Genomic DNA, 23,874 nt, shown 5'->3' with positions numbered 1-23,874 from the left:
TTGGTCTGTTGTAAGAGCCATTGATGACCAATTTCATAGGTCCATTGCCATGCCTGATGCCTCCATGTTGTCCATGCCCTTCAATCCGGCCGGTATCGAGCTTGATCGCCGTCAGGGCCTGACTCGTCAGCTCTACCAGGCGTTGCGCTTGCGTGTGCTCGACGGCCGTCTGGCCAGCGGTACACGATTGCCGGCCAGTCGCGATCTGGCGCTGGCCTTGGGTATTTCCCGCAACAGCGTGGTGCGGGCCTACGATCAGCTGTATGCCGAAGGCTTTATCGAGGGCAAAGTCGGAGATGGCACCTACGTCGCTCAATTACCCCAGACAGCGTCTTCGGATAAAAAACTATCCACAAAAGTATCCACAGGGTTTTCAACAGGCTTACCCACAGCCTTATCCACAAATTGGCTGGATTTACCTGTTGATCCATCCAGCAAAGTTATCCACAGCGACGCAATGAGCCGGGTCCAGAACAACCATTTGGCTCGTCCTCCGAGTGGCCCGCCACGCGCATTTCGAGTGGGCGTCCCGGCCTTTGATCTGTTCCCGTTCGACGTCTGGGCCAAGCTCAACGCGGCTTTCTGGCGCAAACCGGATCTTCAGCAACTGTGCTACGGCGATCCTGCCGGTGATGCGCGCTTGCGCAGCTTGATTGCGGCTTATTTGCGCAGCTCACGCGGTTTGCAGTGCACGGCTGAACAAATTGTGATCACCAGTGGCGCGCAACAGGGCATCAGCCTTTGTGCACAGCTGCTGGTGGCGCCGGGTGACGGCGTTGGCATCGAAAATCCCGGTTACCGCGCGGCGGGTCATGCCTTCGCTGTGGCAGGGGGCCGCTTGCGCGGTATCGCCGTGGATGAAGAAGGGATGGATTGCGCGGCGTTATCGGCGGCCAGTGATTGTCGCGTGGCGTACGTGACGCCCTCCCATCAATACCCGACAGGGGTGGTGATGAGTCTGGCGCGACGTCTGGAATTGCTCGCCTGGGCCGAACGGACCCAAGGCTGGATCGTCGAGGACGATTACGATGGCGAGTACCGCTACACCGGTGCGCCCTTGGCACCTTTGGCGGCACTCGATCGCCAGGGACGGGTGTTGTATGTCGGCACCTTCGGCAAAGTCGCCTTCCCGGCGTTGCGCCTTGGTTATCTGGTGCTGCCACCGGGGCTGGTGGACGCGTTCTCGCAACGCCGGGCGGTGGACGTCCGGCATTCCGAGGTGAGCACCCAAGCGGTGATGGCCGAGTTCATGGCCGCCGGGCATTTCCAGCGGCATATCCGGCGCATGCGCCGCGCTGCGCTCAGCCGTCGCAATGCCTTGCTCGACGGCTGGCCGACGGGCATTGCCGGCGTGGGTAAATTACCCGCAGTGTCTGCCGGACTGCACCTGACCGTGCCGGTAGAGAGCATCGCCCGCGAGCAGCAACTGATTGAACAGGCTGCCCGCGTGGATGTGGAAATCAACGGTTTGAGCCATTACTGGCTGCCCGATTCATCGACCGCTTCCGATCAGCGCGCCGGTCTGGTCCTGGGCTTTGCCGCTGTGCCCGAACCTGCAATCAGGGCAGCACTGACGCGGTTGCAGCAGGCTTGGCAGGAGGGAAAAACAGCTCTTCGGCCAATTTAGGCGTCATCGCGCTGCGGTGAATTTTGATGAGTTCCTGATTGCTCAGGTTGCGCATGTCGTAGGCACCGCCAAGGCGCCGCTGCTCCAGGGTTTTCATATGGCGAGCCGTCGACGCGGTGGCCGGGGCGGTGGCGTTGTCATAGTGAATGTGCGCGTACCACAACGCTGCGCCGGTTCTAGCGTCGCTGATTTCATATTCATCGAGAAAATCTTTAGGGCCTTTGAGGCGGCGGCGAGAAACGGTTTTGCTGATTTTCACTTCACCGACATTGTTCAGCCATTGAACATGGGCGGCCGTCGGCGGCTGCTGTTTGATCAAGGTAATCCGGGTTTTTCGGCCCTTTTTATCGAGCGCAGCCGCTGCGCTGTCGAGCGCGTCCACCAGCGTGGATGCCACACGATCTGCGGTCTCGTTGCTGGCGATCAAGGCCTGATCGATGGCCTCTCTGGCGCTGCGCAGAGTCACAGCATGCACTTGGTAGAGCGATTCAGCTTCGGCCGGTATGCGTTTGGCGCGTTTGATATGGCCATCGGTTCGCTTGTGGAACGCGGGCAGGTCGTCGATCAAGGTTTGTCCCACGGCAAGACTGTTTTTCAGATTCGGCCTGGACGGGGTTGGCGATGTCTTCGGTGTAACTCGCTCGACCCACTCCCCGGGCGTTTTTTCATGAAACGTGGCGATGAGTCTGCCCGATACTTTCGCTCGCACGTCCACCAGGTCAGTGTCCTGGCCATCGACGCTTTTTCGGACTTCACCGACAAGCGTGCCTTTATAGCGGGTCTTGATGATTTTTTTGCCGGAGTTTGTCCTGGGGCGTGAGGGGCCGGGCTTCGGCCCCAGCAGGAGTTGGTCGCGCAACAGGTTGCCCAGCCTGTTCACCGTGGCTTCGCTGAATGCATTGATCTGCTTGCGCACTTGCGCCATCCGCTCGGGCTGAAAGTGTTCGGGGTACTCGACGAGCAGGTCGACAAAGCGCTGGTCGATGGCGGTAAATTGTTCGGCCAGATTGCTCGTGGCTTCTATTCGTTCGGCGAGGTTGTCCAGGTTTTCATCAGTGCTCAGGTCCATCGAACTCTGGATGTTGAGTGCGGCATCTTCAATCACGTCTTCCAGGGCAATTCTGGCGTCAGCCGCGCTTTCTGGCGGACCCGCCTTGAGACAGAGTCTCTGCGCCAGGCTGATCTCGAGCATTTTCAGGTCGTTGATTTCATAAGCGGGGAGCTTGGCCTGGTAACGGCGTTGGGTCTCGACACCTTCTTTGCCAAGCAGTTTCAGTTCATCGAAGCGCGTGTGGGCAAACTCCAGCTTCGCAATGAACTTGCCGGTCAGCTCGTTCAATTTTTCGAAGGCCGCGACATGGTCTGCTTGCGCCGTCGCGTTGTGATCGAACAGGTCCGTCGTCGCCGTCAGGGTAGTGCTGTAATCGAGATTGCGTTCGATAAACCAGGAGTGGCACAAAAACATTTGCATGGTCAGCCGGTCGATCATCGCCGTGCGGTAGTTGGGTACCGGCTCCGCCAGGTTCAGTGCCTTGAGCTGGTCGATGTGGGCCGTGTATTCGCTGAGTTGCGATTCAAGGGTGTCGAGGTACTGCTTGCGAGTCTCCTCTACTTTTTCCGGCAGTGCCTCAAGCAAGGCTGTATGGAAATCGGCCAGTGTGTCCTGCTTGGGTTGCATCGTCAGATCGAACGCGCTGATGTCACTCTTCAACTGAGCCAGCTTCTGTTGTTTTTCCAGGCGTGCTTGCGCGATACGACTGCGCAGCGCGCCGCCGCGCAGACGCAACCGCAGATCGATGACCCATCGCCCGCCGGCGGTAACGGTCAGCAAAGGCCCAGTACGTGTGGGCACTTGATGCGAATCGATGATTTGCACATCGCCGTTGTCGTTAAGTTGCACCTCGAACCAGCGTTTGCCGACGGGGGCGTACCATTTTTTCTGGTGAGCAAAGAGGTGCCGATGCAGGCCTTCGGTGGTTGCAGTGCCGAGGTCTTTGGGCTTTGTGGTTTTCAGGCTGTCGAGCAGTGACTCAAGACTGGGGCCTGAACGCGCCAATGCAACGCTCGCATTGAGCGATGTGTCATGGCCGACCGGCAGTTCGAGGGTTGTAACGTCTGGCAGCCGCACCGGTTTGACGACTTCGGGAACAACTGTTGGCAGCAACCGTTCTGCCGTTTCCGCCGCGCTGATGATTTCGCGCCGGGGCGCCTTGCCGACGGCAGCGCGGTGGGCCAGCACCATGCCGAGCGCCAGCAGGATATCGGCGAGCGCGGTCCAGGCGATCTTGCCGGTCGGCTGATTTGCGCCATCGCTGACTTCCTGCAAATCGTCGAGGATCTGCCAGATCCAGGCGGCGGTACTGATGCCCCGCCCGAGGAACGGCAGGGCGGCGTTGAACAGCATCCAGCCGCCGTGTTTTACCGAGGCCCAGCGTGCTTCGGCGTTGGAGACCGTCTGGCGGTCGGCCTGAGTGAGGATGGCCTCGACGTTGGCTTTGTGCAGCGTCTGCAGGACATCGTCGGTGATCGCGCGGGTGTGCAACTGGGCGACACCGAGCATGTCGACGGCAGTGACGGGATTGACCACTGCTTGAGGAATGACCCACACCGACGGCATCTTGGCCGGGAACACGTACTGGCTGTAGTTGAAACGAACATCATCCGGCAACCAGGCGAGCACCGACTCGCGCAGCAGGCGCGAGTGCTTGATCGCATAGAGCAGATTGGTGCGACTGGGGTACTGGATCAACGGTTTTTCGAACAGGGGTCGATAAAGCAGATAAGGACCCTTGTCGGTCTGACGCGGGCCGATGACAAACATGTTGACCACGGTGTCGGCCCTTGAGCTGATGTGGTGGGCATTGAACGCCAGGGGGCTGATGATGATTTCCTGCCCGTCGACTGCACGGTCCTCGGCGCTGTCACCGAGGGCGGCCAACAGGTAGCGGTAACCTTGCTCGTCAATGCCGGCCTCGCCACGAATCTTGTGCTGCAGCGCCAGCATCGGCAGTTCGATCGGCAACTGACGGACATATAACTTCTGCAGGGCCGATGCCTGGACGCTATCGTCGACCAGGAGCTTCTGCAGGTACGCCGGATAGGTTTTGCCAATGTTGACGGTGGTGACCAGTTTTTCCACATAGGCCACGGTGAGCCAGTCCGGCAAGGCGCTGCCGTCCCTGTAACGCACGGTTTTGTTGCCCAGCGGCATCCCTTCGAGGTTTTGCAGCGTCAGTTCGCTCAACGAGAACGTCTGGTTCTCGCTGTTGAACGGCACGACAAACGTGCCCCAGACATCCAGGCTGGTGATGCTGATCTCGATCTCATCGATTTTCACCTCGCCGGCCTTGGGATGATCCTTGCGGATCTGCCGGGTCAGCGCTTCGCGGGTAAAAGTGTCGAGGCTGGCCACTTCACTCTGAAACGATTTGCCGGCGTTCTGGTGCTGCACCACGGTCAGGTCCAGCAGGTGTCGGCTGAAGCTGGTCTGATCGGCCGCATTGGCGTTGTCGAGCCAGGACGGCAGCATCGGTTGCAGACGGTCGACGTGGGGTTTGAGGCGTGGCGCCGGCTCTGAGTGATCGCCGGCCGTGCCGTTATGGGGAAAGAGGTTATTGAGGGTCGAGCCTGCGAAGAAGTTGATCTCGCCAAGGGCATCGGCCTCCAGAGCGATCAGCGTGCAAGCCTGATGATCGAAGAAGTTGCCGTCGGGTTCGAACAACCGCCAGTGCAGGTCACCGGCGGCGGTGTTCTCACGATAGCGACGCGGCAGGGCATCACCCAGCGCCTCCATCGAATCGAAACGGCGGAAACCATTCACCAGCGAATGGGTCACGATCAGCGTGCGCTTTTCATGGGTACCGACCAGCACGGCGGTATCGAGAACGTGTACATGGGTACGCTTTTCACCGTCACCCTGATCCAGGTCGATCAGGCAGGCGCGGGTCTTGTACTTGTCGCCGGACAGCCGCTGGTGCTTGTCGGGGTGACGGAACACGGCGTGAGCCATGGCTTGCTGATCCGCGTCCCAGCCCAGACTCGCGTCGACATTCCACAGGTTGCGCAAAGCATCCGACAGTTGATACCAGCGCGGGTGTGCGGGAGAGGTATGTCGGTTCCAGTAATCAACCTGTTGTTCCCGGTACGCCACGAACAGCAGCGGCGCGAGTTCGTTGAGCAGGCTGGCGAGGGCGTCGACCTCTACGGGCAACTGGAACGCGGACTCGCTGCCGGGGTGCTGGGTCAGAAAGTGTTCATCGTCCAGATACGTGACGGTGGTACCGGACAGGCCGAGCCGCACCAGCACGTCGGTCAGGGACTCGACCTGATCGCCGCCGCTAACGACGCGGTCGTCTTTGACGATCCAGGTCGGGGTCACGACCATCGCCAATTGCGGATCGATTTTCAGGTTCGGATATAAGGTCTTGAGCTCTGGGCGCAAAGCCTGGGTGGCGACTTCCCGCAGCGACGGACCGGTCACCAGTTGCGTCAGCACATCAACGGCGCTGGGCAAGGAGATTTCGGGCATGGGTAATTCCTGCTCTGACAAGGGCGGCGCGCCAAATGGCGCCGGGTCAGGGCAAGGTAAAAGGCGCGTGGCGCCGGTGTGCGGTACATACAGATGGCAGGCAAAAAAAGACCCGCGAATGCGGGTCTCTGGCGAGGGTTTGCTTACTGAGCGCTTTCAAAACCTTCCAGTACGTTCACGGCGTTAATGCCGATTTCCTCCACGGCATAACCGCCTTCCATGACGAACAGCGTGGGTTTGCCCAGGGCGGCAATGCGTTTGCCCATCGCCAGGTAGTCCGGGCTGTCGAGTTTGAATTGCGAGATCGGATCGTCCTTGAATGTATCGACACCGAGCGACACGACAATGATGTCGGCGCCGTAGCGGTCGATCTCGTTGCAGGCCTGGTCCAGCGCCGCGCTCCAGACATCCCAGCCCGATCCGGCCGGCAACGGATAGTTGAAATTGAAACCCTCACCGGCCCCTTCGCCGCGCTCATCGTCATAGCCGAGAAAGAACGGAAACTCCGCTTCCGGGTGACCGTGGATCGAGGTGAACAACACGTCGCTGCGCTCATAGAAAATCGACTGCGTGCCGTTGCCGTGGTGATAGTCGACGTCGAGGATCGCAACCTTTTGGTGGCCCTGATCGAGAAACGCCTGCGCAGCAATGGCAGCGTTGTTGAGGTAGCAATAACCACCCATCAAATCGCTGGCCGCGTGGTGTCCCGGTGGCCGACACAAGGCAAAGGCACTGCGTGCGCCATGTTGAATGGCCGCTTGCGCGGTCAGTGCGACCTGCGCTGCGCTGTACGCCGCTTGCCAGGTGCCAGCGGTGATCGGCGCGCCGCCGTCGAAGCTGTAGTAACCGAGCTGACCATGCAGGCTGGTCGGTTTGATCGCGCGCAAGGTGCGCGCCGGCCAGGTGTAGGGCAGCAGATCGCCGTCGGTGTTGAATTCGGTCCAGCGCGCCCATGCACCTTTGAAAAAGTCGAGGTAGTCGCGGCTGTGGATGCGCGCGATCGGTTCAAGGCCAAAATCCTTCGGTGCCTCGACCGGCCCCAGGTGCTGGTTCTGCACACGTTGCAGTACATGGTCGGCGCGCGACGGCATCTCGAAACACGGCTTGAGCTGGCCGTCGATCAATTCGCAGCGGCCATGGTGCAGGTGATGATCGTCCGAGTAGATCGTCAGCATTTGTTGTTCTCCGCAGGGCTGATTCGGTTGCGCCCAGTGTTGCGGTGCAATGCGATTAGGAGAACGGCAGGAAAGGCCAAAAGGGGATCGATCTGGCCAAAAAGTCTGACCGCAAATCGCCCCGTCAAAGACCGAAGCGCCCCTTTATGGGGCGCCATATACATTCAGGGACGGCTTGGGTTTTTATCCGTCGTGGCTTGATGACGGTCAAGCGCCGCCAGCCAATCCGGTCGCTCGCGTTGCTCAAGGACCTTGCGCAATTTGCTGTAGGCATCCCCGCTGCAATCATTTCCCAGCGTCGGATCGGCGCCTTTTTCCAGCATCAACGTGAACAGCCCGAACATCTGCTGATGGTCGAGTTCTTTGTCGATGTTGCTTCTCGGGGCCTGGCTTGCCAGCAGATAGAGCACCGAATCCAGGCGGTCACCCTTGTAGCAACGTCCGGAAGGATAGAGGAAATTCAACTGCGCCCCGGCGTCAACAAGACGTTTTGCCGCCGGATAGTTGTTGCGGTAAATCGCTTCGTACAGCGCGGTTCGCTGTTCCTCGCTTTCCCGCAAATCCAGGTTTTGCGGGTGCTTGAACAGCCAGTTGAACACCTCTTCATCCTTGGCCGATGCTCGCTGCATCAGCAGGGTCTTGCCGCGCGCATCGGGCTCGTCGATGGCGGCACCGGCGTTGAGCAGGAACTGCGTGCGCTGGGCTTGCTGCGGATCCTTGTCAGCCTTGAGGTCCTTGTTCAGTGCCTGCATCACCAGCGGCTCGCTGCCGTTGATGCCGTGGGTTTCGGCGCCGCGTTCGAGCAGCAGGCGGGCGATGGCGAAGTTCGGCGCATCCAGTGCATGCAACAAGGCACTGCGGCCGTCCTCGCCCAGGGTTTTGGCCTGCAGACCGCTGTCGAGCAACTGCCGCACGCGCGGCTCGTCCTGATTGTCGACGGCCTCGATCAAGGGCCACTGCGCCTGGCAGGCCTGCGGGTCGGCCTGGGTGAGGCCGAGATTTTGCAAAACACGCTCGGGAACACTCAGATTCCGTTGCAGACGCAGCCCGCAGTAGATCCGGTAATACTCCTGCGCCAATGCGTATTGGGTGGTGTAGGTCGGTGCCTTTTCATAGTACTGCCAGGCCTGATCCGCGAGGTTGAGATACACCGGGATGCGTTGTGGCGCGCGGCGTACGACTTCCAGCAGCCATTGCCGTGAACCCTCGTCCGGTGCCAGTTGGCTCTTCCAGTAGGCAATGTCATTGAGCTGGCCGATGAACTCCGGCTGATCGGCACCAATCCGCCGAAAGTCCTGATTCAAAAACAGCTCATCGACTTTCTTCAGCCCCGGGCCTTTGTCACTGGCCTGGCTCAGTTGTCGGTGCAGTTCCCACAGCTCTAGCGCGCCGTCGCCGGCCAGGTAAGGTTTGGGGTCGACTTCAATGCTCAGCGGCGCGTCGGGTACTTGGTAGCGCATGGCGTCCCGGGCGCCTTCGACGCCTTTTAGCCAGGTGTCGAGCACTGCCGCCGGAGTGTCCTGCAATGGCTGGAATGACAGCAGGTGATCGTTGCGAATCCGCCCCAGCGCCAGCAACGGTGTACCGGGTGCGCGCGAATCGATCAGCAGATAACGCTTGGTTTCCCAGCCGCTGCTTTTGACGCAGTCGAACGCCAGCGTATCGACCACAATGCCGGGTGCGATGTCGGTACGACTGGCCGACGAGCCCAGATTCAAGTACTGGAACTCGGTAATGCAGCTGTGAAACTCCTCGGCGGTGAGCAGCGGAATCGGCCCGAGTTTTTGCGTACGTTCGCGGTAGTCCTGATCGCGATAGACGTTCAGGTAAAACAGACCGCGAAAACCGCTGAGCAACCCCACCGATGGCGTCGGTGTTTCAGCAGCGGTGGGCATCGGGATGATGGTGCGGGCATACTCGGGCTTATCTACCACCGCTTTGGGTGGCAGCCCCCACCAGTTCAGCTCGATGGCATGGGCGGCCATGGGCAGGTTGATCAGAGCAGCGAGAACGACACGTTGTGCGCAGTAACGAAAAAGGGCCATCGAGCAAAAACACCGGCGACAGAATCAGGCCGCGTAATGTAGTGCAGTCTTTGGCGCTGCGCCTGATTTATCTCAAGGGCGGAACTGACTGGGCGCCACGCCACTCCAGCGCACAAAGGCATGACGGAAACTTGCGGTCTCGCTGAAGCCCAGTGTCTCGGCGATGCGGTAGATCGGCAGATGCTCCTCACACAGCATCTGCTTGGCGCGCTCGAAGCGCAGTTCATCGAGCAATTCCTGATAGCTGCTGCCCATGTCCTTGAGATGCCGGCGCAAGGTGCGCGGCGAGCACTTCATCTGCTGGGCCAGACCTTCCAGCCCCGGCGCGGCGTTCAATTGCGCGCTGAGCAATTGACGAATCCGCCCCAGCCAGGCCTGACGCCCGGTGAACTCCAGATTCTGTTTGCGGCAACGTTCGGCCATCGCTTGATGGGTGATGCTGTCGGCCAGCGGCAGCGGTTGGTCGAGCCAGTGCCGGTCGAAGGCGAAGGCATTGTCCTTGGCGGCAAAGTGCAGCGGGCTGGCGAAGTGTTCGGCGTAGCTGGCGCGATAGTCCGGGGCCGCGTGTTCAAACCGTGTGGCCAGCAATGGCAGCGGGTGACCGAGCAAGTCATCGCAAATGACTTTGAGTGAAACCAGACAGAACTCGGCATTGAACACCGCCATCGCCGGGCTCTCGCGATAGTCGGCAGCGACAAACCAGACACGTTCGCCATCGTCTTCCAGGCTCAGTTCGAAAAGTGTTCCCAGCAGCGCCGGATAACGGATCGCCAGGCGCAAAGCGTCACCGAAGGTGGCACAGGTGAGCAAGGCGTAACCGAGGATGCCGTAGCAGGAAACGTGCATGCGCCGGCCCAGTTCCAGACCGATGTCGCGCTTGAGCGCGACCGCATTGGCGCAAACCTGCATCTCTTGATTGGTGGTGATGCGCGTGTCGGCACGGGCCAGATCCGCCGCACTGATGCCGCTGCCGGCCAGCAAGGCATCGCTCGACAAGCCTTCCGCCTTGAAGGTGTTGAGGACCAGTGAGACGGCGTTGAGGGTGGTGAGGTGGGAGTGGAGCATAAGATCTTCCAGCCTGATGATGGCTGGAACGCAGCAAGTTGCATGCCGGGTGAAACTCCTTTGTAGGAGTGAGCCTGCTTGCGATTACGGTCTGGCAGCCAACATCAATGTTGAATGAAAGATTGCTATCGCGAGCAGGCTCACTCCTACAGAGTCGTGCGGTGTGTCAGATCAGTTCGCCGCAGAGGTCGAGCTCAATCAGTCGGCGGACTTCTTGAGTTTCAAGGCCGGCACCGAGCAGCCCATTCAACTTGCCGAACGCCGCCTCGCGGGTCATGCCGCCACCGGACAACACGCCAACGCCACGCAAGCGGCTGCCGGCCTCGTAAACGTCCAGCTCGACACCGCCTTCATGGCACTGCGTGACCGCGACCACGACCACGCCGTTATCCCGCGCGCGGCCGAGGCTGGCGAGGAACTCGGGATTGTCGCTCGGTCCGGTGCCGCTGCCGTAGCACTCCAGCACCAGTCCCTGAATGCCACCGTCGAGCAGGCCGTCGACTATTCCGGCGCTGATACCGGGGAACAGCGGCAGCACCGCGACATTCGCCTGTTGCTTCGGCTGGTTGTAGTTCAACGCTGCAGGAATCGACGGGGCTTTCACGCCGCCACCCTGACGCTCCAGACGCTTGAACGGATGACGGCCGAAGCTGCGTACTTTCGCGCAACGGGTCGGTGGCAGCAGTTCGCCGTGGAAGTACAGATGTACACCCGGTGCCAGGCCTTGGCCCAGCGCAACCAGCGCACCGCTGAGGTTTTCCCAGGCATCGCTGTCGGTCACGCCGGCCGGCAACATCGAGCCGGTGAAGCACACGCGAGCCTGCAGGCCGAGCAACTGGAAGCTCATCGCCGCCGCGCTGTAGGCCAGGGTGTCGGTGCCGTGCAGGATCAGCACGCTGTCGCAGCCTTGCACATCCACAGCGTCGACCACTGCTTCACGCAGTTGCTGCCAGTAGGCCGGTGTCATGTTGGCGCTGTCGATCAGCGGCGACATCTCACGGAAGCGCCACTGCGGTACGACGAGTTCAGGCTGACTGTGCAGGTAGTCGCGCATCCGCGCTTCGAAACCGGATGCAGGGGCCAGACCGTTGGCGCTGGCCTGCATGCCGATGGTGCCACCGGTGTAGAGCACCATGACGTGCTGGGCGGCGGGGTAGGAATTGGCAATCATCTGAAGGTCTCCACAAGAGATGACATTGCAGGAGTGAGCCTGCTCGCGATAGCAGTTCATCATTCAACATTGATGTTGGCTGAAAGACAGCCATCGCGAGCAGGCTCACTCCTGCAAGTTATTGCATCACAATAACTGACGGGCGCAGGGGATGCGCCCGTCATTCACCTGTCAGCGTTGCGCTGCAGGCACGCCTTGCGGCTGAGCATCGGTTTGAGTGGCGGACGACGGGTTGGTCGGCCAGGCCTTCAGGTCCAGATCCAGATCAGTAAATTTGCTGGAGTCGAACACGGGCTGTTTGACGCCGGCACGGCGCTGCTCGTCGTAGTCGCGCATCACGCGCATGCCAACCTTGAACAGCATGGCCAGGGCCACCAGGTTGACGAAGGCCAGACAGGTCATGGTGATGTCGGCGAAGGCGAACACGGTCGAAAGGTCCTGCATCGAACCCCATACCACCAGCGCCAGCACCAGGCCGCGGAAAACCATCAGCGCGGCGCGGTTGCGGGTGAGGAACTGCAAGCTGTTCTCGCCCAGGTAGTAGTTGTAGAGGATGCAGGTGAAGACGAACAGCGACAGCGCGACGCTGACGAACATGCGACCCCAGTCACCGACCACGGCGGCCAGCGAGTTCTGGGTCAGGACGATGCCGTCACCTTCAAAGCCCGGGGTGTAGAAGCCCGACAACAGGATCAGCAGCGCGGTGCAGGTGCAGATCACGAAGGTGTCGAGGAACACGCTGAAAGCCTGAACCACGCCTTGGGCGCCCGGGTGCTTCACGGCGGCCACGGCGGCGACGTTCGGCGCACTGCCCAGGCCCGCTTCGTTGGCGAACACGCCACGCTTCACGCCCATGACGATGGCGCTGCCGAGCAGGCCGCCAAAGGCCGGGTCGAGGCCGAAGGCGCTCTTGAAGATGGTTTCCAGCATGGCTGGCACGTGTTCGATCTGGGTGCCGATCACGTACAGAGTCACGCCGATGTAGGCCAGGGTCTTGATCGGTACCAGCAGGTCGGACACCGAAGCGATGCGCTTGATGCCGCCGATGAAGGTGATGGCCAGCAACACCGCCAGGACGATCCCGGTGTGTTGAGGGTTAAAGGCAAAGGCGTTCTGCAACGAGTGGGTCACGGTGTAGGACTGCAGGCCAATGAAGGCGAAGCCGTAGGTGACCAGCAGCAGAATCGAGAACACCACCGCCATGCCTTTCAGTTTCAGGCCGTGCTGGATGTAGTAAGCCGGGCCGCCACGGTACAGACCGTCACCATCGGCGCGCTTGTAGACTTGGGCCAGGGTGCATTCGAAGAAGCTGCTGGACATGCCGACCAGTGCGGTCACCCACATCCAGAACACCGCACCTGGCCCGCCGAGGGTCACGGCGATGCCGACACCGGCGATGTTGCCTGCACCGACACGGCCGGCGAGGCTGAGCATCAGGGCCTGGAACGAGCTGAGTTGCCCGGCGCTGCCTTTCAAACTGTCGCGGAACACCGCGAACATGTGGAAGAAGTGGCGCAGTTGTACGAAACGCGAGCGAATCGTGAAGTAGCTACCGAGCCCGACAATGAGCACGATCAGTACTTTCCCTGAGAGGAAGTCGTTAATGACTTCGAGCATGGATTTTTCCTCGCTGTTTTTTGTGTAAGCAAATGCTGGATGTTCAGAAACATCGCGTTACACCGGTCTGCGCGCGGCACGACAGGCGAGGCGAGGGTTTCGTCCCGGATCCATTTCGCGGGTTTGTTATTAGTTCGGGTTTCGCATGGGTTATGGCCTCGTTACCGACGACCGCTCACGCGAAGAGGGGCGGCACTATACCGATCAGTGGCGCGCCCGTCTGCACGGTAGTGGTGCAAGCGACGAAACGAAGCTTTGAAGCACCCGACGTTACCGGCGTCGGGTTTGTGCGGGAGCCGCTTCTGTGTTGACTCAAACCCTGTGGCGAGGGGATTTATCCCCGATGGGCCGCGTAGCGGCCCCAAAACCTGTAATCACGATGTATCAGGTACATCGCGTGGCAGGGTTTTGCGACTGCTTCGCAGTCGATCGGGGATGAATCCCCTCGCCACAAGGGCCTGTTTCCACGTGAAGCAATCCCCAGACATACGGGTCTCAGGATCAGAAAGTTAAAAAAAAGGGCCTGGGGACTGATCCCCAAGCCCTCAAAAGGTGAGAGGTGTCTAGTCCCTCGACCTGGTGAGCGGTGCTACAAGTAACGCGTCGGCTCAGGCTTTGAGCGGAACCAGACGCGGAGCAATCATGTTTTCCGGGCGCAGGATGTCGGCAAGACTCTCTTCGTCGAGCAGGCCTTCTTCGCGCACCAGTTCCAGCACGCCGCGGCCGCTTTCAAGAGCGATACGGGCGATGCGGGTGGCGTTTTTGTAGCCGATGTACGGGTTCAATGCGGTGACCAGACCGATCGAGTGTTCGACCAGTTCACGGCAACGTGCTTCGTTGGCGGTGATGCCGACGATGCAGTGCTCGCGCAGCATGTCCATGGCGCGTTGCAGCAGGCGGATCGAGTCGAAGATCTTGAAGGCGATCAAAGGCTCCATCACGTTCAGTTGCAGTTGGCCGCCTTCGGCTGCCATGGTCAGCGCCAGGTCGTTACCGATAACCTGGAACGCCACCTGGTTGACGGCTTCCGGGATCACCGGGTTGACCTTGCCGGGCATGATCGAGCTGCCTGGCTGACGCGCTGGCAGGTTGATTTCGTTGATGCCGGTGCGTGGGCCGCTGGACAGCAGGCGCAAGTCGTTGCAGATCTTCGACAGCTTGACCGCGGTGCGCTTGAGCATGCCGGAGAAAAGTACGAAGGCGCCCATGTCGGAAGTCGCTTCGATCAGATCGGCCGCCGGTACTACCGGTTGACCGCTGATCAGCGCCAGACGCTGAACAGCCAGCGCTTGATAACGCGGGTCGGCGTTGATGCCGGTACCGATCGCGGTGCCGCCCAGGTTCACTTCAGTCAGCAGTTCCGGGGCCAGCGTCTTCAGACGGGCCAGGTCTTCGCCCATGGTGGTGGCGAAGGCACGGAATTCCTGGCCGAGGGTCATCGGCACGGCGTCTTGCAGCTGGGTACGGCCCATCTTCAGGACGTGGTTGAATTCTTCACCCTTGGCCGCGAATGCCTGAATCAAGCTGTCGAGGCTGGCGAGCAGGGTGTCGTGACCCAACAGCAGACCCAGGCGGATGGCCGTCGGGTAAGCGTCGTTGGTCGACTGCGCCATGTTCACGTCGTCGTTCGGGTGCAGGTACTGGTACTCGCCTTTCTGGTGACCCATTGCTTCGAGCGCAATGTTGGCGATCACTTCGTTGGCGTTCATGTTGGTGGAAGTACCGGCGCCACCTTGAATCATGTCGACCACGAACTCTTCGTGGAAATCACCGCGGATCAATCGTGCACAGGCTTCGCTGATGGCGGCGTGCTTGGCTTCGCTCAGGTGACCCAACTCGCGGTTGGCGTCAGCAGCGGCCTGTTTGACCATTGCCAGGCCGACAACCAGTTTCGGGTAATGCGAAATCGGAACGCCCGAGAGGCGGAAGTTGTTCACCGCTCGCAGGGTCTGGATGCCGTAATACGCTTGAGCGGGTACGTCGAGGGCGCCAAGCAGGTCGGTTTCTGTGCGGAAAGATGCAGCGGAGGACATGATAGAAATCATCTCGATATGGACCCGGTCTGTGCCGGAACGCTGCGAATGCTAGGCTTGTGGGAATTTTTGGGCCAATGCTGTTAAGCACTGGCCTATGCGCATTCGGCATAATGCCCGTGTGACGCCGCGTGCGCGGCAGACGTGTGACCTGTTTTGGTGCGTGTCCGGGAGGACGTGATGAATCTGGAAAGCAAATGGCTCGAGGACTTCAGTGCTCTGGCCGCCACCCGCAGCTTCTCGCAGGCAGCCGAACGGCGCTTCGTGACGCAACCGGCGTTCAGTCGACGGATTCGCAGCCTGGAAGCGGCGTTGGGGCTGACATTGGTCAATCGCTCGCGTACGCCGGTCGAACTGACGGCTGCAGGGCAGTTGTTTCTGGTAACCGCGCGCACCGTGGTCGAACAGCTCGGCGAAGTGCTGCGCCATCTGCATCATCTGGAAGGCGGGCAGGGCGAGGTGATGCAGGTCGCTGCGGCGCACTCGCTGGCGCTGGGCTTTTTCCCGCGCTGGATCGCGCAACTGCGCAATGAAGGTTTGAACATTGCCACGCGACTCGTCGCGACCAACGTCGGTGACGCTGTGCATGCCTTGCGTGAGGGCGGTTGCGATCTGATGTTGGCGTTCTACGACCCGGACGCGGCCATGCAGATGGACCCGGAAATCTTCCCGTCGCTGCACTTGGGCCAGACCGAAATGCTCCCTGTGTGCGCGGCGGATGCCGACGGCAAGCCGCTGTTCGATCTGGAAGGCGAGGCCAGCGTGCCGTTGCTGGCGTATAGCGCAGGCGCCTTTCTCGGGCGTTCGGTGAACGGTTTGCTGCGCCAGCGTCAGCTGCGTTTCACCACGATCTATGAAACGGCGATGGCTGACAGCCTGAAGAGCATGGCGCTGGAAGGCCTCGGCATCGCTTGGGTGCCGCAGTTGAGCGTGCGTGCCGAACTGGCACGGGGTGAACTCGTCGTCTGCGGCGGCCCGCAATGGCATGTGCCGCTGGAGATTCGCTTGTACCGCTGCGCGCTGGTGCGCAAGGCCAATGTGCGCCTGTTGTGGCGCAAGCTCGAAGGCGGAGCTGCGCACGGATCTTGAACCCGGCAACTAATCCTGTGGGAGCTGGCTTGCCAGCGATGCGGTGTGTCAGTCACCCTCTCTGTTTACTGGTCTGACGCCATCGCTGGCAAGCCAGCTCCCACAGCGATCAAAGTGATGTCTTGGCGCTGACCTGCAAGTCAATAAAACCGGGCTTTTGCGGCAGATGACAGATGGTCGCGATGGGGGCTGTTTATTGCTTTCATTGCGGTATACTGCGCGGCCTTCGGCCGGTACGTCCGGCCATTTTTCGTACAATCAAGCCACGCAATCCTGCGTGGCTTGTTGTTTTTGACGCGCCTGCGGGCGCCCAGAGAGAAGAGGCGCGACGATGAGTGCACTGGTTGGCGTGATCATGGGCTCCAAGTCCGATTGGTCCACCCTTAGCCACACCGCCGATATGCTGGAAAAGCTCGGCATCCCGTACGAGGTCAAGGTGGTATCTGCCCACCGCACCCCGGATCTGCTGTTCCAGTACGCCGAAGAGGCTGAAGGCCGCGGCATCGAGGTGATTATCGCCGGTGCTGGTGGCGCGGCCCATTTGCCAGGCATGTGTGCGGCCAAGACCCACCTGCCGGTGCTGGGCGTTCCGGTGCAGTCGTCGATGCTGTCGGGCGTCGATTCGCTGCTGTCGATCGTGCAGATGCCAGCGGGCATTCCGGTCGCCACCCTGGCCATCGGCAAGGCCGGCGCGATCAACGCCGCGCTGCTCTCGGCAAGCATCCTCGGCGCCAAGCATCCGCAGTTCCACGCGGTACTGAAAACCTTCCGTGCCGAGCAGACAGACAGCGTCCTGGACAATCCAGACCCACGTATTGCCTGAGGTTGTTGAGATGAAGATCGGTGTAATCGGTGGCGGCCAGTTGGGCCGCATGTTGGCCCTGGCGGGCACTCCGCTGGGCATGAACTTCGCTTTTCTCGACCCTGCGCCGGACGCCTGTGCGGCCGCATTGGGCGAACACCTGCGGGCCGACTACGGCGATCAGGATCATCTGCGCCAATTGGCCGATGAAGTCGATCTGGTGACCTTCGAGTTCGAAAGCGTCCCGGCGGAAACTGTCGCGTTCCTCTCGCAATTCGTCCCGGTTTATCCGAGCGCCGAAGCTCTGCGCATTGCTCGCGACCGCTGGTTCGAAAAGAGCATGTTCAAGGATCTGGGCATCCCGACTCCGGCCTTCGCCGACATTCAGTCGCAAGCCGATCTGGATGCGGCCGTCGCTTCGATCGGCCTGCCGGCCGTGCTGAAAACCCGCACTTTGGGTTACGACGGCAAGGGCCAGAAAGTCCTGCGCAAGCCAGAAGATGTGGTTGGTACCTTCGCCGAGCTGGGCAGCGTTGCCTGCCTGCTGGAAGGCTTCGTGCCGTTCACCGGTGAAGTCTCGCTGATCGCCGTGCGTGCCCGTGATGGTGAAACGAAGTTTTATCCGCTGGTGCACAACACCCATGACAGCGGCATCCTCAAGCTGTCGGTCGCCAGTACCGATCACCCGTTGCAGGCATTGGCCGAAGACTATTCCAGCCGTGTGCTCAAGCAGCTGGATTACGTCGGCGTGATGGCGTTCGAGTTCTTTGAAGTCGACGGTGGCCTCAAGGCCAACGAAATCGCCCCGCGCGTGCACAACTCCGGGCACTGGACCACCGAAGGCGCCGAGTGCAGCCAGTTCGAAAACCATCTGCGCGCCGTTGCCGGTCTGCCGCTGGGTTCGACGGCCAAGGTCGGCGAGAGCGCAATGCTCAACTTCATCGGCGTGGTTCCGCCGGTGGAGAAAGTCATCGCCATCGAAGACTGCCATTTGCATCACTACGGCAAGGCCTTCAAGGCCGGGCGCAAGGTCGGTCACGCCAACCTGCGCTGCGCAGACATGGCCACCCTTCAGGCGCAGATCGTCAAGGTCGAAGCGCTGATCGCCGAGTAAAACAGTTTCATGTGGCAGCGGCGGAACCATTCAGGGGCCGCCGTTCTCTCATGGCAGGATGCGAAACACTGGCTAGTCTTTCGCATATCTACCAAATCAGAGGGAAATGCCATGGGAATTATCGGAACCATCTTTATCGGCTTGATCGTCGGCCTGCTGGCTCGGTTCCTGAAACCGGGCGATGACAGCATGGGCTGGATCATGACCATCCTGCTCGGTATCGGCGGTTCGCTGGCGGCCACCTACGGCGGCCAGGCTCTGGGCATCTATCACGCGGGCGAGGGTGCAGGCTTCATCGGCGCACTGGTCGGCGCGATCGTGTTGCTGGTGATCTACGGCCTGATCAAAAAGAACTGATCCAAAGCGACAAAGCCCTCTCGGCCAAAGTGGCCGGGAGGGCTAGAATGCTCGGCGATTTAACGTTCTCTCCTTTCTTTCCCGAGCACCTTCATGCGCCGTCTTCTGTTGACTCTCCTTTTCCTGGGCAGCGGTTTGGCCCACGCCGGCGAATTGCCGGAAACCGACTGGCTGGAACTGATGCCCAAGTCGGACCAAAAGGCCCTCGAGGCCATGCCTGAAATCGACCACAACTCCCCGGAAGCCACCGGCACCTTCACCGAGAAGGGCGGGATGAAGCAGGCCAAAGGTCTGCCGGCGGTGATGTATTCGACCAAAACCGTGGCGTCGATGAATGACAAGCACATTCGCATCGGTGGTTACCCGGTGCCGCTGGAGTCCGATGCCAAGGGCCGCAGCACGCTGTTCTTCCTCGTGCCGTACCCGGGCGCCTGCATCCACGTGCCGCCACCGCCACCGAATCAACTGGTGCTGGTGCGTTATCCGAAGGGTTTGAAGCTGGACGATATCTACACGCCGCTGTGGGTCACCGGCACGCTGAAAGTCGAGAAAGTCAGCAATGATCTGGCCGACGCGGCGTATGCGCTGGAAGCGGACAAGGTGCGGGTGGTGCAAGAGTCGGATCTCTAACAGTCACCACGAAACAACTGTGTGCCAGCCCCTGTGGCGAGGGGATTTATCCCCGATGGGTTGCGAAGCGACCCCGCTTTTGAATCAAGAACAGGGGCCTGCTCCGCAGGCCATCGGGGATAAATCCCCTCACCACAAAGGCTCACTCCAACATTGGTACTGCGGGGTTGGTCAGAGCGGTTTGCTGCCGATGCTGACACCCATCGTATGGCTCGCACCCGATGCCAGATTCACCACATCATCCATCACGTTCGCCGTCTCGATGCACAGCATGCGCTGCCAGCCATCGTTATCCATGTCGCTGAATGCTGCCGCGCGATCGATCCAGGGATTCCAGATCACCGCCGTGCGCGAGCCGGTGGCCGTCAGCACGATACGCCGCTCCCAGGCCGGATCGACAATGCTCAGTCGCGGCGGAGCATTCAGGTAGATACGGTCGGTTTCGCCGGCAAACTGCAGGTCGCCTGTCTGCGCGTGGGTGTTCCAGTTGTCCAGGGTCTCGATGTAATCCAGACCATCCACGCCTTCGACCTGCACATTGCGTACATCGCTGACGGCGAAATACGTGTGCAGCGCCTGACTGATGCTGACGTCTTCGGCGCCACGGTTATGGCTGGTCAGGCTGATGTGCAACTGGTCATTCAAGTGCAGGGTCAGCGTCAGATCGACCTGATGCGGCCAGCCCGGGAAGCCGCCCTCCGGATAAGGCAGCTTGAATTCAACCTTGACGCCATGGTCTTCGGCTTCGATGCCGCCCAGCTCCCAATCCATCGCCCGGACAAAACCGTGAGCCTGCGCCGGTTCTTCGCTGACGCGCATCGCTTTCACGCTCTGCGGATTACGCTCGAAGACGCCGAACCACGGCCAGCACACCGGCACGCCGGCGCGGATGCTTTTGCCCGCCTTGAACACCGCCTTGTCATTGAGCCAGATAATCGGCGGCTGGCCGTCGATCTGATAACTGAGGATGTGCGCGCCTTGCTGGGCCACCAGCACTTCGGCCTGACCGTGGCGAATGCGCCAGCAGTTCAGTTCATCCAGTTTCACGGCTTCAACGTTGGGCGTGTTCATGGGACAGCTCTCGATCAGACACTTGGGACGACTATCGACCGCAAATCGGCCGCGATGTTTAACGTGCGCGTGGCGGCACCGAGCGAGTGCGGCCGCTGCCGTCGATGGCGACGAAGACAAATACCGCCTCGGTAACTTTACGCCACTCGCTGGACAGCGGATCGTCGCTCCACACTTCGACCATCATCTGGATCGAGCTGCGGCCGATTTCCAGGGTCTGGGTGTAAAAGGACAATTGCGCGCCGACTGCCACAGGCACGAGGAACGCCATGCGATCAATGGCAACCGTGGCGACGCGGCCACCGGCCACGCGGCTGGCCATTGCGGTGCCGGCCAAATCCATCTGCGCTACCAGCCAGCCGCCGAAAATATCGCCAAAGCCGTTGGTTTCACGTGGAAGTGCAGTGATTTGCAAGGCCAGGTCGCCTTGCGGGATCGGATCTTCTTGTTCGAGCTCTATCATGCCGGGGGTGCCTCTGACCCGTGACTCTTCGTTGGTATTGCTGGTGGTAGCCGTCTTCGGGAAAAACGATTCAGCACCGAACATTCTACGTTCGTCACGTTTTCCATCAGGCGCCTAAGGAGAAACTCTGCGAAACCGGCTAATCCCGAGCAAAGGCCGGGCCAACGACGTTTTCGCACAGCAACCCCCTACAAACCGGAGCAAGGTTGCGAGTATATCGGTCGGTAGACTCCACGACGACCATCCGGTTCTCATTTCGACCGTCAAATACGCGCCTCTATGTGCTTTTTCGAACAATTTGCTATGGTGCCGAACCTGCCCAAGTCACAGCCAGCGTTGTTGTGGCGGTAGATCCGACTATAAGAGAAGCCCTTGCCATGACCACAGCGCCTTCGAGCCTCGCGCAGCCCGAGCAACCCGCACGACCATTGACCCGCAACGACTACAAGACTCTGTCGCTGTCCGCCCTCGGCGGTGCGCTGGAATTCTACGATTTCATCATCTTCGTGTTCTTCGCCACCGTGGTCGGCAAGCTGTTCTTTCCGGCCGACATGCCCGAATGGCTGCGTCTGATGCAGACCTTCGGCATCTTCGCCGCCGGCTATCTCGCACGGCCGCTGGGCGGTATCGTCATGGCGCACTTCGGCGATCTGCTGGGGCGCAAGAAGATGTTCACCCTGAGCATTTTCATGATGGCCGTGCCGACCCTGATCATGGGGCTACTGCCAACGTATGCGCAGATCGGCCTGTGGGCGCCGATTCTTCTGCTGTTGATGCGCGTGATTCAGGGCGCGGCGATTGGCGGTGAAGTGCCGGGGGCGTGGGTCTTCGTTTCCGAACACGTGCCGCAGAAACATATGGGCTACGCCTGCGGCACCCTTACCAGCGGCCTGACCGCCGGTATTCTGCTCGGCTCGCTGGTCGCCACTGCGATCAACAGCATTTATACGCCTGCCGAGGTTTCCGATTACGCCTGGCGGATCCCGTTCCTGCTCGGTGGTGTATTTGGCCTGTTCTCGGTCTACCTGCGCCGTTGGCTGCACGAAACCCCGGTGTTCGCCGAGCTGCAACAGCGCAAGGCCCTGGCCGAAGAAGTGCCGTTGCGCGCCGTATTGCGTGACCATCGTGGGGCGATTGCGATCTCGATGCTGCTGACCTGGCTGCTGTCCGCCGGGATCGTCGTAGTCATTTTGATGACCCCGACCGTGCTGCAAACGGTCTATAACTTCTCGCCGACGGTCGCGCTGCAATCGAACAGCCTGGCGATCGTCTTTTTGAGCATCGGCTGCATCATCTCTGGTGCATTGGCGGATCGCTTCGGTGCCGGGCGCGTATTCGTGTTTGGTTGCCTGGGCTTGCTGATCAGCTCGTGGACCTTCTATCACAGCCTCGCCGCTCACCCGACCTGGCTGTTCCCGCTGTATGCGCTGACGGGATTTCTGGTTGGCACTATCGGTGCGGTGCCCTACGTGATGGTCAAGGCTTTCCCGCCGGTGGTGCGCTTCAGCGGTCTGTCTTTCTCTTATAACGTTGCCTACGCGATCTTCGGCGGCCTGACGCCAATGGTGGTCAGCCTGTTGCTGAAAGAAAGCGCGATGGGTCCGGCCTACTATGTGGCGGTGCTGTGCACGGTGGGGATTCTGGTGGGGGCGTGGCTCTGGAAGAAGGGTCGCTGATTCCGAGCTATTTGTAGCTGTCTGATCGTTCCCACGCTCCGCGTGGGAATGCATCCCATGACGCTCCGCGTCACCTCTCAATGCGGACGCAGAGCGTCCATGGCGGCGTTCCCACGCAGAGCGTGGGAACGATCTGTCGCGACATGCTGGCCTTTCATCCAATTGTCATATTTCAGCCATAGAGTGTTCACACGGCCTGCTGATACTTGGCCCCGACTTAACACACCCTATCTGCTAGGAGTAAGGCATGAAACTGAAGCGTTTGATGGCGGCAATGACTTTTGTCGCTGCTGGCGTTGCGACTGCCAACGCGTTCGCCGCTGTTGACCCTGCTATCCCGAGCTACACCAAGACCACTGGTGTGTCGGGCAACCTGTCCAGCGTCGGCTCCGATACTCTGGCCAACCTCATGACCCTGTGGGCTGAGAACTACAAAAAAGAATACCCGAACGTAAACATCCAGATTCAGGCCGCTGGCTCCGCCACTGCGCCACCTGCGCTGACTGAAGGCACCTCCAACCTGGGCCCGATGAGCCGCAAGATGAAGGACACCGAACTGGCGGCCTTCGAACAGAAATACGGCTACAAGCCAACCGCTATCCCGGTTGCCGTGGACGCCCTGGCGGTGTTCGTACACAAAGACAACCCGATCCAGCACCTGACCATGGAACAGGTTGATGCGATCTTCTCGTCGACCCGTCTGTGCGGCGCCAAAGCCGACGTGAAAACCTGGGGCGACCTGGGCGTGACCGGCGACCTGGCCAACAAGCCAGTGCAACTGTTCGGCCGTAACTCGGTATCCGGCACCTACGGCTACTTCAAAGAAGAAGCCCTGTGCAAAGGCGATTACAAGCCAAACGTCAACGAACAACCAGGCTCGGCTTCGGTCGTGCAGTCGATCAGCTCCTCGCTGAACGGCATCGGTTACTCGGGCATCGGCTACAAAACCGCCAGCGTGAAGACTGTTGCTCTGTCGAAGAAAGGCAGCACTGACTTCATCGAAGACACCGAAGAGAACGCCCTGAACGGCAAGTACCCACTGTCGCGTTTCCTCTACGTGTACGTGAACAAAGCCCCGAACAAGCCTCTGGCTCCGCTGGAAGCTGAGTTCGTGAAACTGGTTCTGTCCAAACAGGGCCAGGAAGTTGTAGTGAAAGACGGCTACATCCCACTGCCTGCCAAGGTTGCTGCAAAAGCACTGGCTGACCTGGGTCTGCAAGAAGGCGGCGCTGAAGTCGCAAAGAAGTAACAAATTGAGTCCGGGGTGAGCTCCGCCTGACTCAAGGAAAAAGGCCGGATCTGCTTGCAGGCCGGCCTTTTCCACACCTCAAATTTTCGATCCTCTGCCAGTCCTGCTGGCGGTGGATTTGCTGCGTCACTGCACTGTCATCTTTCTGTCATACAGGATCGC

General features: G+C 60.3%; 17 protein-coding genes. 8 read left to right on the top strand and 9 right to left on the bottom strand.

The genetic code is table 11. From position 1 onward, the window contains the following. The first annotated feature begins 49 nt into the window (after positions 1–49). On the top strand, positions 50–1,627 hold the full coding sequence (gene pdxR / locus ACVVH8_RS29690) for a MocR-like pyridoxine biosynthesis transcription factor PdxR (protein ID WP_475227746.1): 1,578 nt from the start codon (positions 50–52) through the stop codon (positions 1,625–1,627). Here the strand turns inward: pdxR and ACVVH8_RS29685 are convergent. From ACVVH8_RS29685 to aspA, 7 genes are all read right to left on the bottom strand, one after another. Further along, complete coding sequence (locus ACVVH8_RS29685; protein WP_475227744.1) at positions 1,560–6,155, bottom strand: dermonecrotic toxin domain-containing protein; 4,596 nt, start codon at positions 6,153–6,155, stop codon at positions 1,560–1,562. The two genes, pdxR and ACVVH8_RS29685, sit on opposite strands and share 68 nt — an antisense overlap. 143 nt (positions 6,156–6,298) lie before the next feature. Then, positions 6,299–7,330 carry a histone deacetylase family protein gene (locus tag ACVVH8_RS29680; protein WP_103302722.1) on the bottom strand — a complete coding sequence of 344 codons (1,032 nt, stop codon included), beginning with the start codon at positions 7,328–7,330 and terminating at the stop codon, positions 6,299–6,301. A gap of 164 nt (positions 7,331–7,494) precedes the next feature. After that, positions 7,495–9,375, bottom strand: a complete 1,881-nt coding sequence (locus ACVVH8_RS29675) for an ankyrin repeat domain-containing protein (RefSeq protein WP_475227742.1) — start codon at positions 9,373–9,375, stop codon at positions 7,495–7,497. Positions 9,376–9,447: 72 nt separating this feature from the next. Beyond that, on the bottom strand, positions 9,448–10,440 hold the full coding sequence (locus tag ACVVH8_RS29670) for an AraC family transcriptional regulator (RefSeq protein ID WP_475227738.1): 993 nt from the start codon (positions 10,438–10,440) through the stop codon (positions 9,448–9,450). Between the two features lie 166 nt (positions 10,441–10,606). Next, positions 10,607–11,611 carry an asparaginase gene (locus tag ACVVH8_RS29665; RefSeq protein ID WP_475227736.1) on the bottom strand — a complete coding sequence of 335 codons (1,005 nt, stop codon included), beginning with the start codon at positions 11,609–11,611 and terminating at the stop codon, positions 10,607–10,609. Between the two features lie 171 nt (positions 11,612–11,782). Beyond that, the gene (locus ACVVH8_RS29660; protein WP_213027010.1) at positions 11,783–13,228 is read right to left on the bottom strand and encodes an alanine/glycine:cation symporter family protein; all 1,446 of its coding nucleotides are present in this window, start codon (positions 13,226–13,228) and stop codon (positions 11,783–11,785) included. A gap of 608 nt (positions 13,229–13,836) precedes the next feature. Next, a complete protein-coding gene (gene aspA / locus ACVVH8_RS29655; protein ID WP_103302711.1) occupies positions 13,837–15,261 on the bottom strand; it encodes an aspartate ammonia-lyase in 1,425 nt (474 codons plus the stop codon). A 180-nt stretch (positions 15,262–15,441) separates the two neighbouring features. On the opposite strand from aspA, the gene ACVVH8_RS29650 reads away from it, so the two are divergent. From ACVVH8_RS29650 to ACVVH8_RS29630, 5 genes are all read left to right on the top strand, one after another. After that, the gene (locus ACVVH8_RS29650) at positions 15,442–16,350 is read left to right on the top strand and encodes a LysR substrate-binding domain-containing protein (RefSeq protein ID WP_103302709.1); all 909 of its coding nucleotides are present in this window, start codon (positions 15,442–15,444) and stop codon (positions 16,348–16,350) included. A 331-nt stretch (positions 16,351–16,681) separates the two neighbouring features. Beyond that, a complete protein-coding gene (gene purE, locus ACVVH8_RS29645) occupies positions 16,682–17,173 on the top strand; it encodes a 5-(carboxyamino)imidazole ribonucleotide mutase (protein WP_003229641.1) in 492 nt (163 codons plus the stop codon). Between the two features lie 10 nt (positions 17,174–17,183). Further along, the gene (locus ACVVH8_RS29640) at positions 17,184–18,266 is read left to right on the top strand and encodes a 5-(carboxyamino)imidazole ribonucleotide synthase (RefSeq protein WP_047596872.1); all 1,083 of its coding nucleotides are present in this window, start codon (positions 17,184–17,186) and stop codon (positions 18,264–18,266) included. A 111-nt stretch (positions 18,267–18,377) separates the two neighbouring features. Next, entirely contained in the window at positions 18,378–18,623 is a 246-nt protein-coding gene (locus ACVVH8_RS29635; RefSeq protein WP_007920223.1) for a GlsB/YeaQ/YmgE family stress response membrane protein, read from the top strand. Positions 18,624–18,716: 93 nt separating this feature from the next. Further along, positions 18,717–19,253: a DUF3299 domain-containing protein gene (locus tag ACVVH8_RS29630; protein WP_007920225.1), complete on the top strand. Its 537-nt coding sequence runs from the start codon at positions 18,717–18,719 to the stop codon at positions 19,251–19,253. A 171-nt stretch (positions 19,254–19,424) separates the two neighbouring features. On the opposite strand, the gene ACVVH8_RS29625 is transcribed toward ACVVH8_RS29630, so the two are convergent. Further along, on the bottom strand, positions 19,425–20,324 hold the full coding sequence (locus tag ACVVH8_RS29625) for a D-hexose-6-phosphate mutarotase (protein WP_213027009.1): 900 nt from the start codon (positions 20,322–20,324) through the stop codon (positions 19,425–19,427). Positions 20,325–20,382: 58 nt separating this feature from the next. Continuing rightward, entirely contained in the window at positions 20,383–20,787 is a 405-nt protein-coding gene (locus tag ACVVH8_RS29620; protein ID WP_003229628.1) for an acyl-CoA thioesterase, read from the bottom strand. Positions 20,788–21,164: 377 nt separating this feature from the next. Here ACVVH8_RS29620 and ACVVH8_RS29615 point away from each other — a divergent pair, with 377 nt between their 5' ends. After that, entirely contained in the window at positions 21,165–22,463 is a 1,299-nt protein-coding gene (locus ACVVH8_RS29615) for an MFS transporter (RefSeq protein ID WP_315444990.1), read from the top strand. Between the two features lie 247 nt (positions 22,464–22,710). Next, positions 22,711–23,712, top strand: a complete 1,002-nt coding sequence (locus ACVVH8_RS29610; RefSeq protein ID WP_034152107.1) for a phosphate ABC transporter substrate-binding protein PstS — start codon at positions 22,711–22,713, stop codon at positions 23,710–23,712. Positions 23,713–23,874: the final 162 nt, after the last annotated feature.

The organism is Pseudomonas trutticola BRTCR10 (genome assembly GCF_056155105.1).
The sequence above is the reverse complement of the archived record's forward strand: the minus strand, read 5'-3'. Positions and strand labels throughout refer to the sequence as shown.

Bases quoted from the DNA above. Each gene is read 5' to 3' on its own strand.
- ACVVH8_RS29640 (WP_047596872.1), top strand. From the start codon at position 17,184: ATGAAGATCGGTGTAATCGGTGGCGGCCAGTTGGGCCGCATGTTGGCC.
- ACVVH8_RS29665 (WP_475227736.1), bottom strand. From the start codon at position 11,611: ATGATTGCCAATTCCTACCCCGCCGCCCAGCACGTCATGGTGCTCTAC.
- ACVVH8_RS29650 (WP_103302709.1), top strand. From the start codon at position 15,442: ATGAATCTGGAAAGCAAATGGCTCGAGGACTTCAGTGCTCTGGCCGCC.
- ACVVH8_RS29620 (WP_003229628.1), bottom strand. From the start codon at position 20,787: ATGATAGAGCTCGAACAAGAAGATCCGATCCCGCAAGGCGACCTGGCC.
- ACVVH8_RS29680 (WP_103302722.1), bottom strand. From the start codon at position 7,330: ATGCTGACGATCTACTCGGACGATCATCACCTGCACCATGGCCGCTGC.
- ACVVH8_RS29615 (WP_315444990.1), top strand. From the start codon at position 21,165: ATGACCACAGCGCCTTCGAGCCTCGCGCAGCCCGAGCAACCCGCACGA.
- ACVVH8_RS29610 (WP_034152107.1), top strand. From the start codon at position 22,711: ATGAAACTGAAGCGTTTGATGGCGGCAATGACTTTTGTCGCTGCTGGC.
- ACVVH8_RS29675 (WP_475227742.1), bottom strand. From the start codon at position 9,375: ATGGCCCTTTTTCGTTACTGCGCACAACGTGTCGTTCTCGCTGCTCTG.
- ACVVH8_RS29685 (WP_475227744.1), bottom strand. From the start codon at position 6,155: ATGCCCGAAATCTCCTTGCCCAGCGCCGTTGATGTGCTGACGCAACTG.
- ACVVH8_RS29660 (WP_213027010.1), bottom strand. From the start codon at position 13,228: ATGCTCGAAGTCATTAACGACTTCCTCTCAGGGAAAGTACTGATCGTG.
- ACVVH8_RS29625 (WP_213027009.1), bottom strand. From the start codon at position 20,324: ATGAACACGCCCAACGTTGAAGCCGTGAAACTGGATGAACTGAACTGC.
- aspA (WP_103302711.1), bottom strand. From the start codon at position 15,261: ATGTCCTCCGCTGCATCTTTCCGCACAGAAACCGACCTGCTTGGCGCC.
- ACVVH8_RS29635 (WP_007920223.1), top strand. From the start codon at position 18,378: ATGGGAATTATCGGAACCATCTTTATCGGCTTGATCGTCGGCCTGCTG.
- ACVVH8_RS29670 (WP_475227738.1), bottom strand. From the start codon at position 10,440: ATGCTCCACTCCCACCTCACCACCCTCAACGCCGTCTCACTGGTCCTC.
- pdxR (WP_475227746.1), top strand. From the start codon at position 50: ATGCCTGATGCCTCCATGTTGTCCATGCCCTTCAATCCGGCCGGTATC.
- purE (WP_003229641.1), top strand. From the start codon at position 16,682: ATGAGTGCACTGGTTGGCGTGATCATGGGCTCCAAGTCCGATTGGTCC.
- ACVVH8_RS29630 (WP_007920225.1), top strand. From the start codon at position 18,717: ATGCGCCGTCTTCTGTTGACTCTCCTTTTCCTGGGCAGCGGTTTGGCC.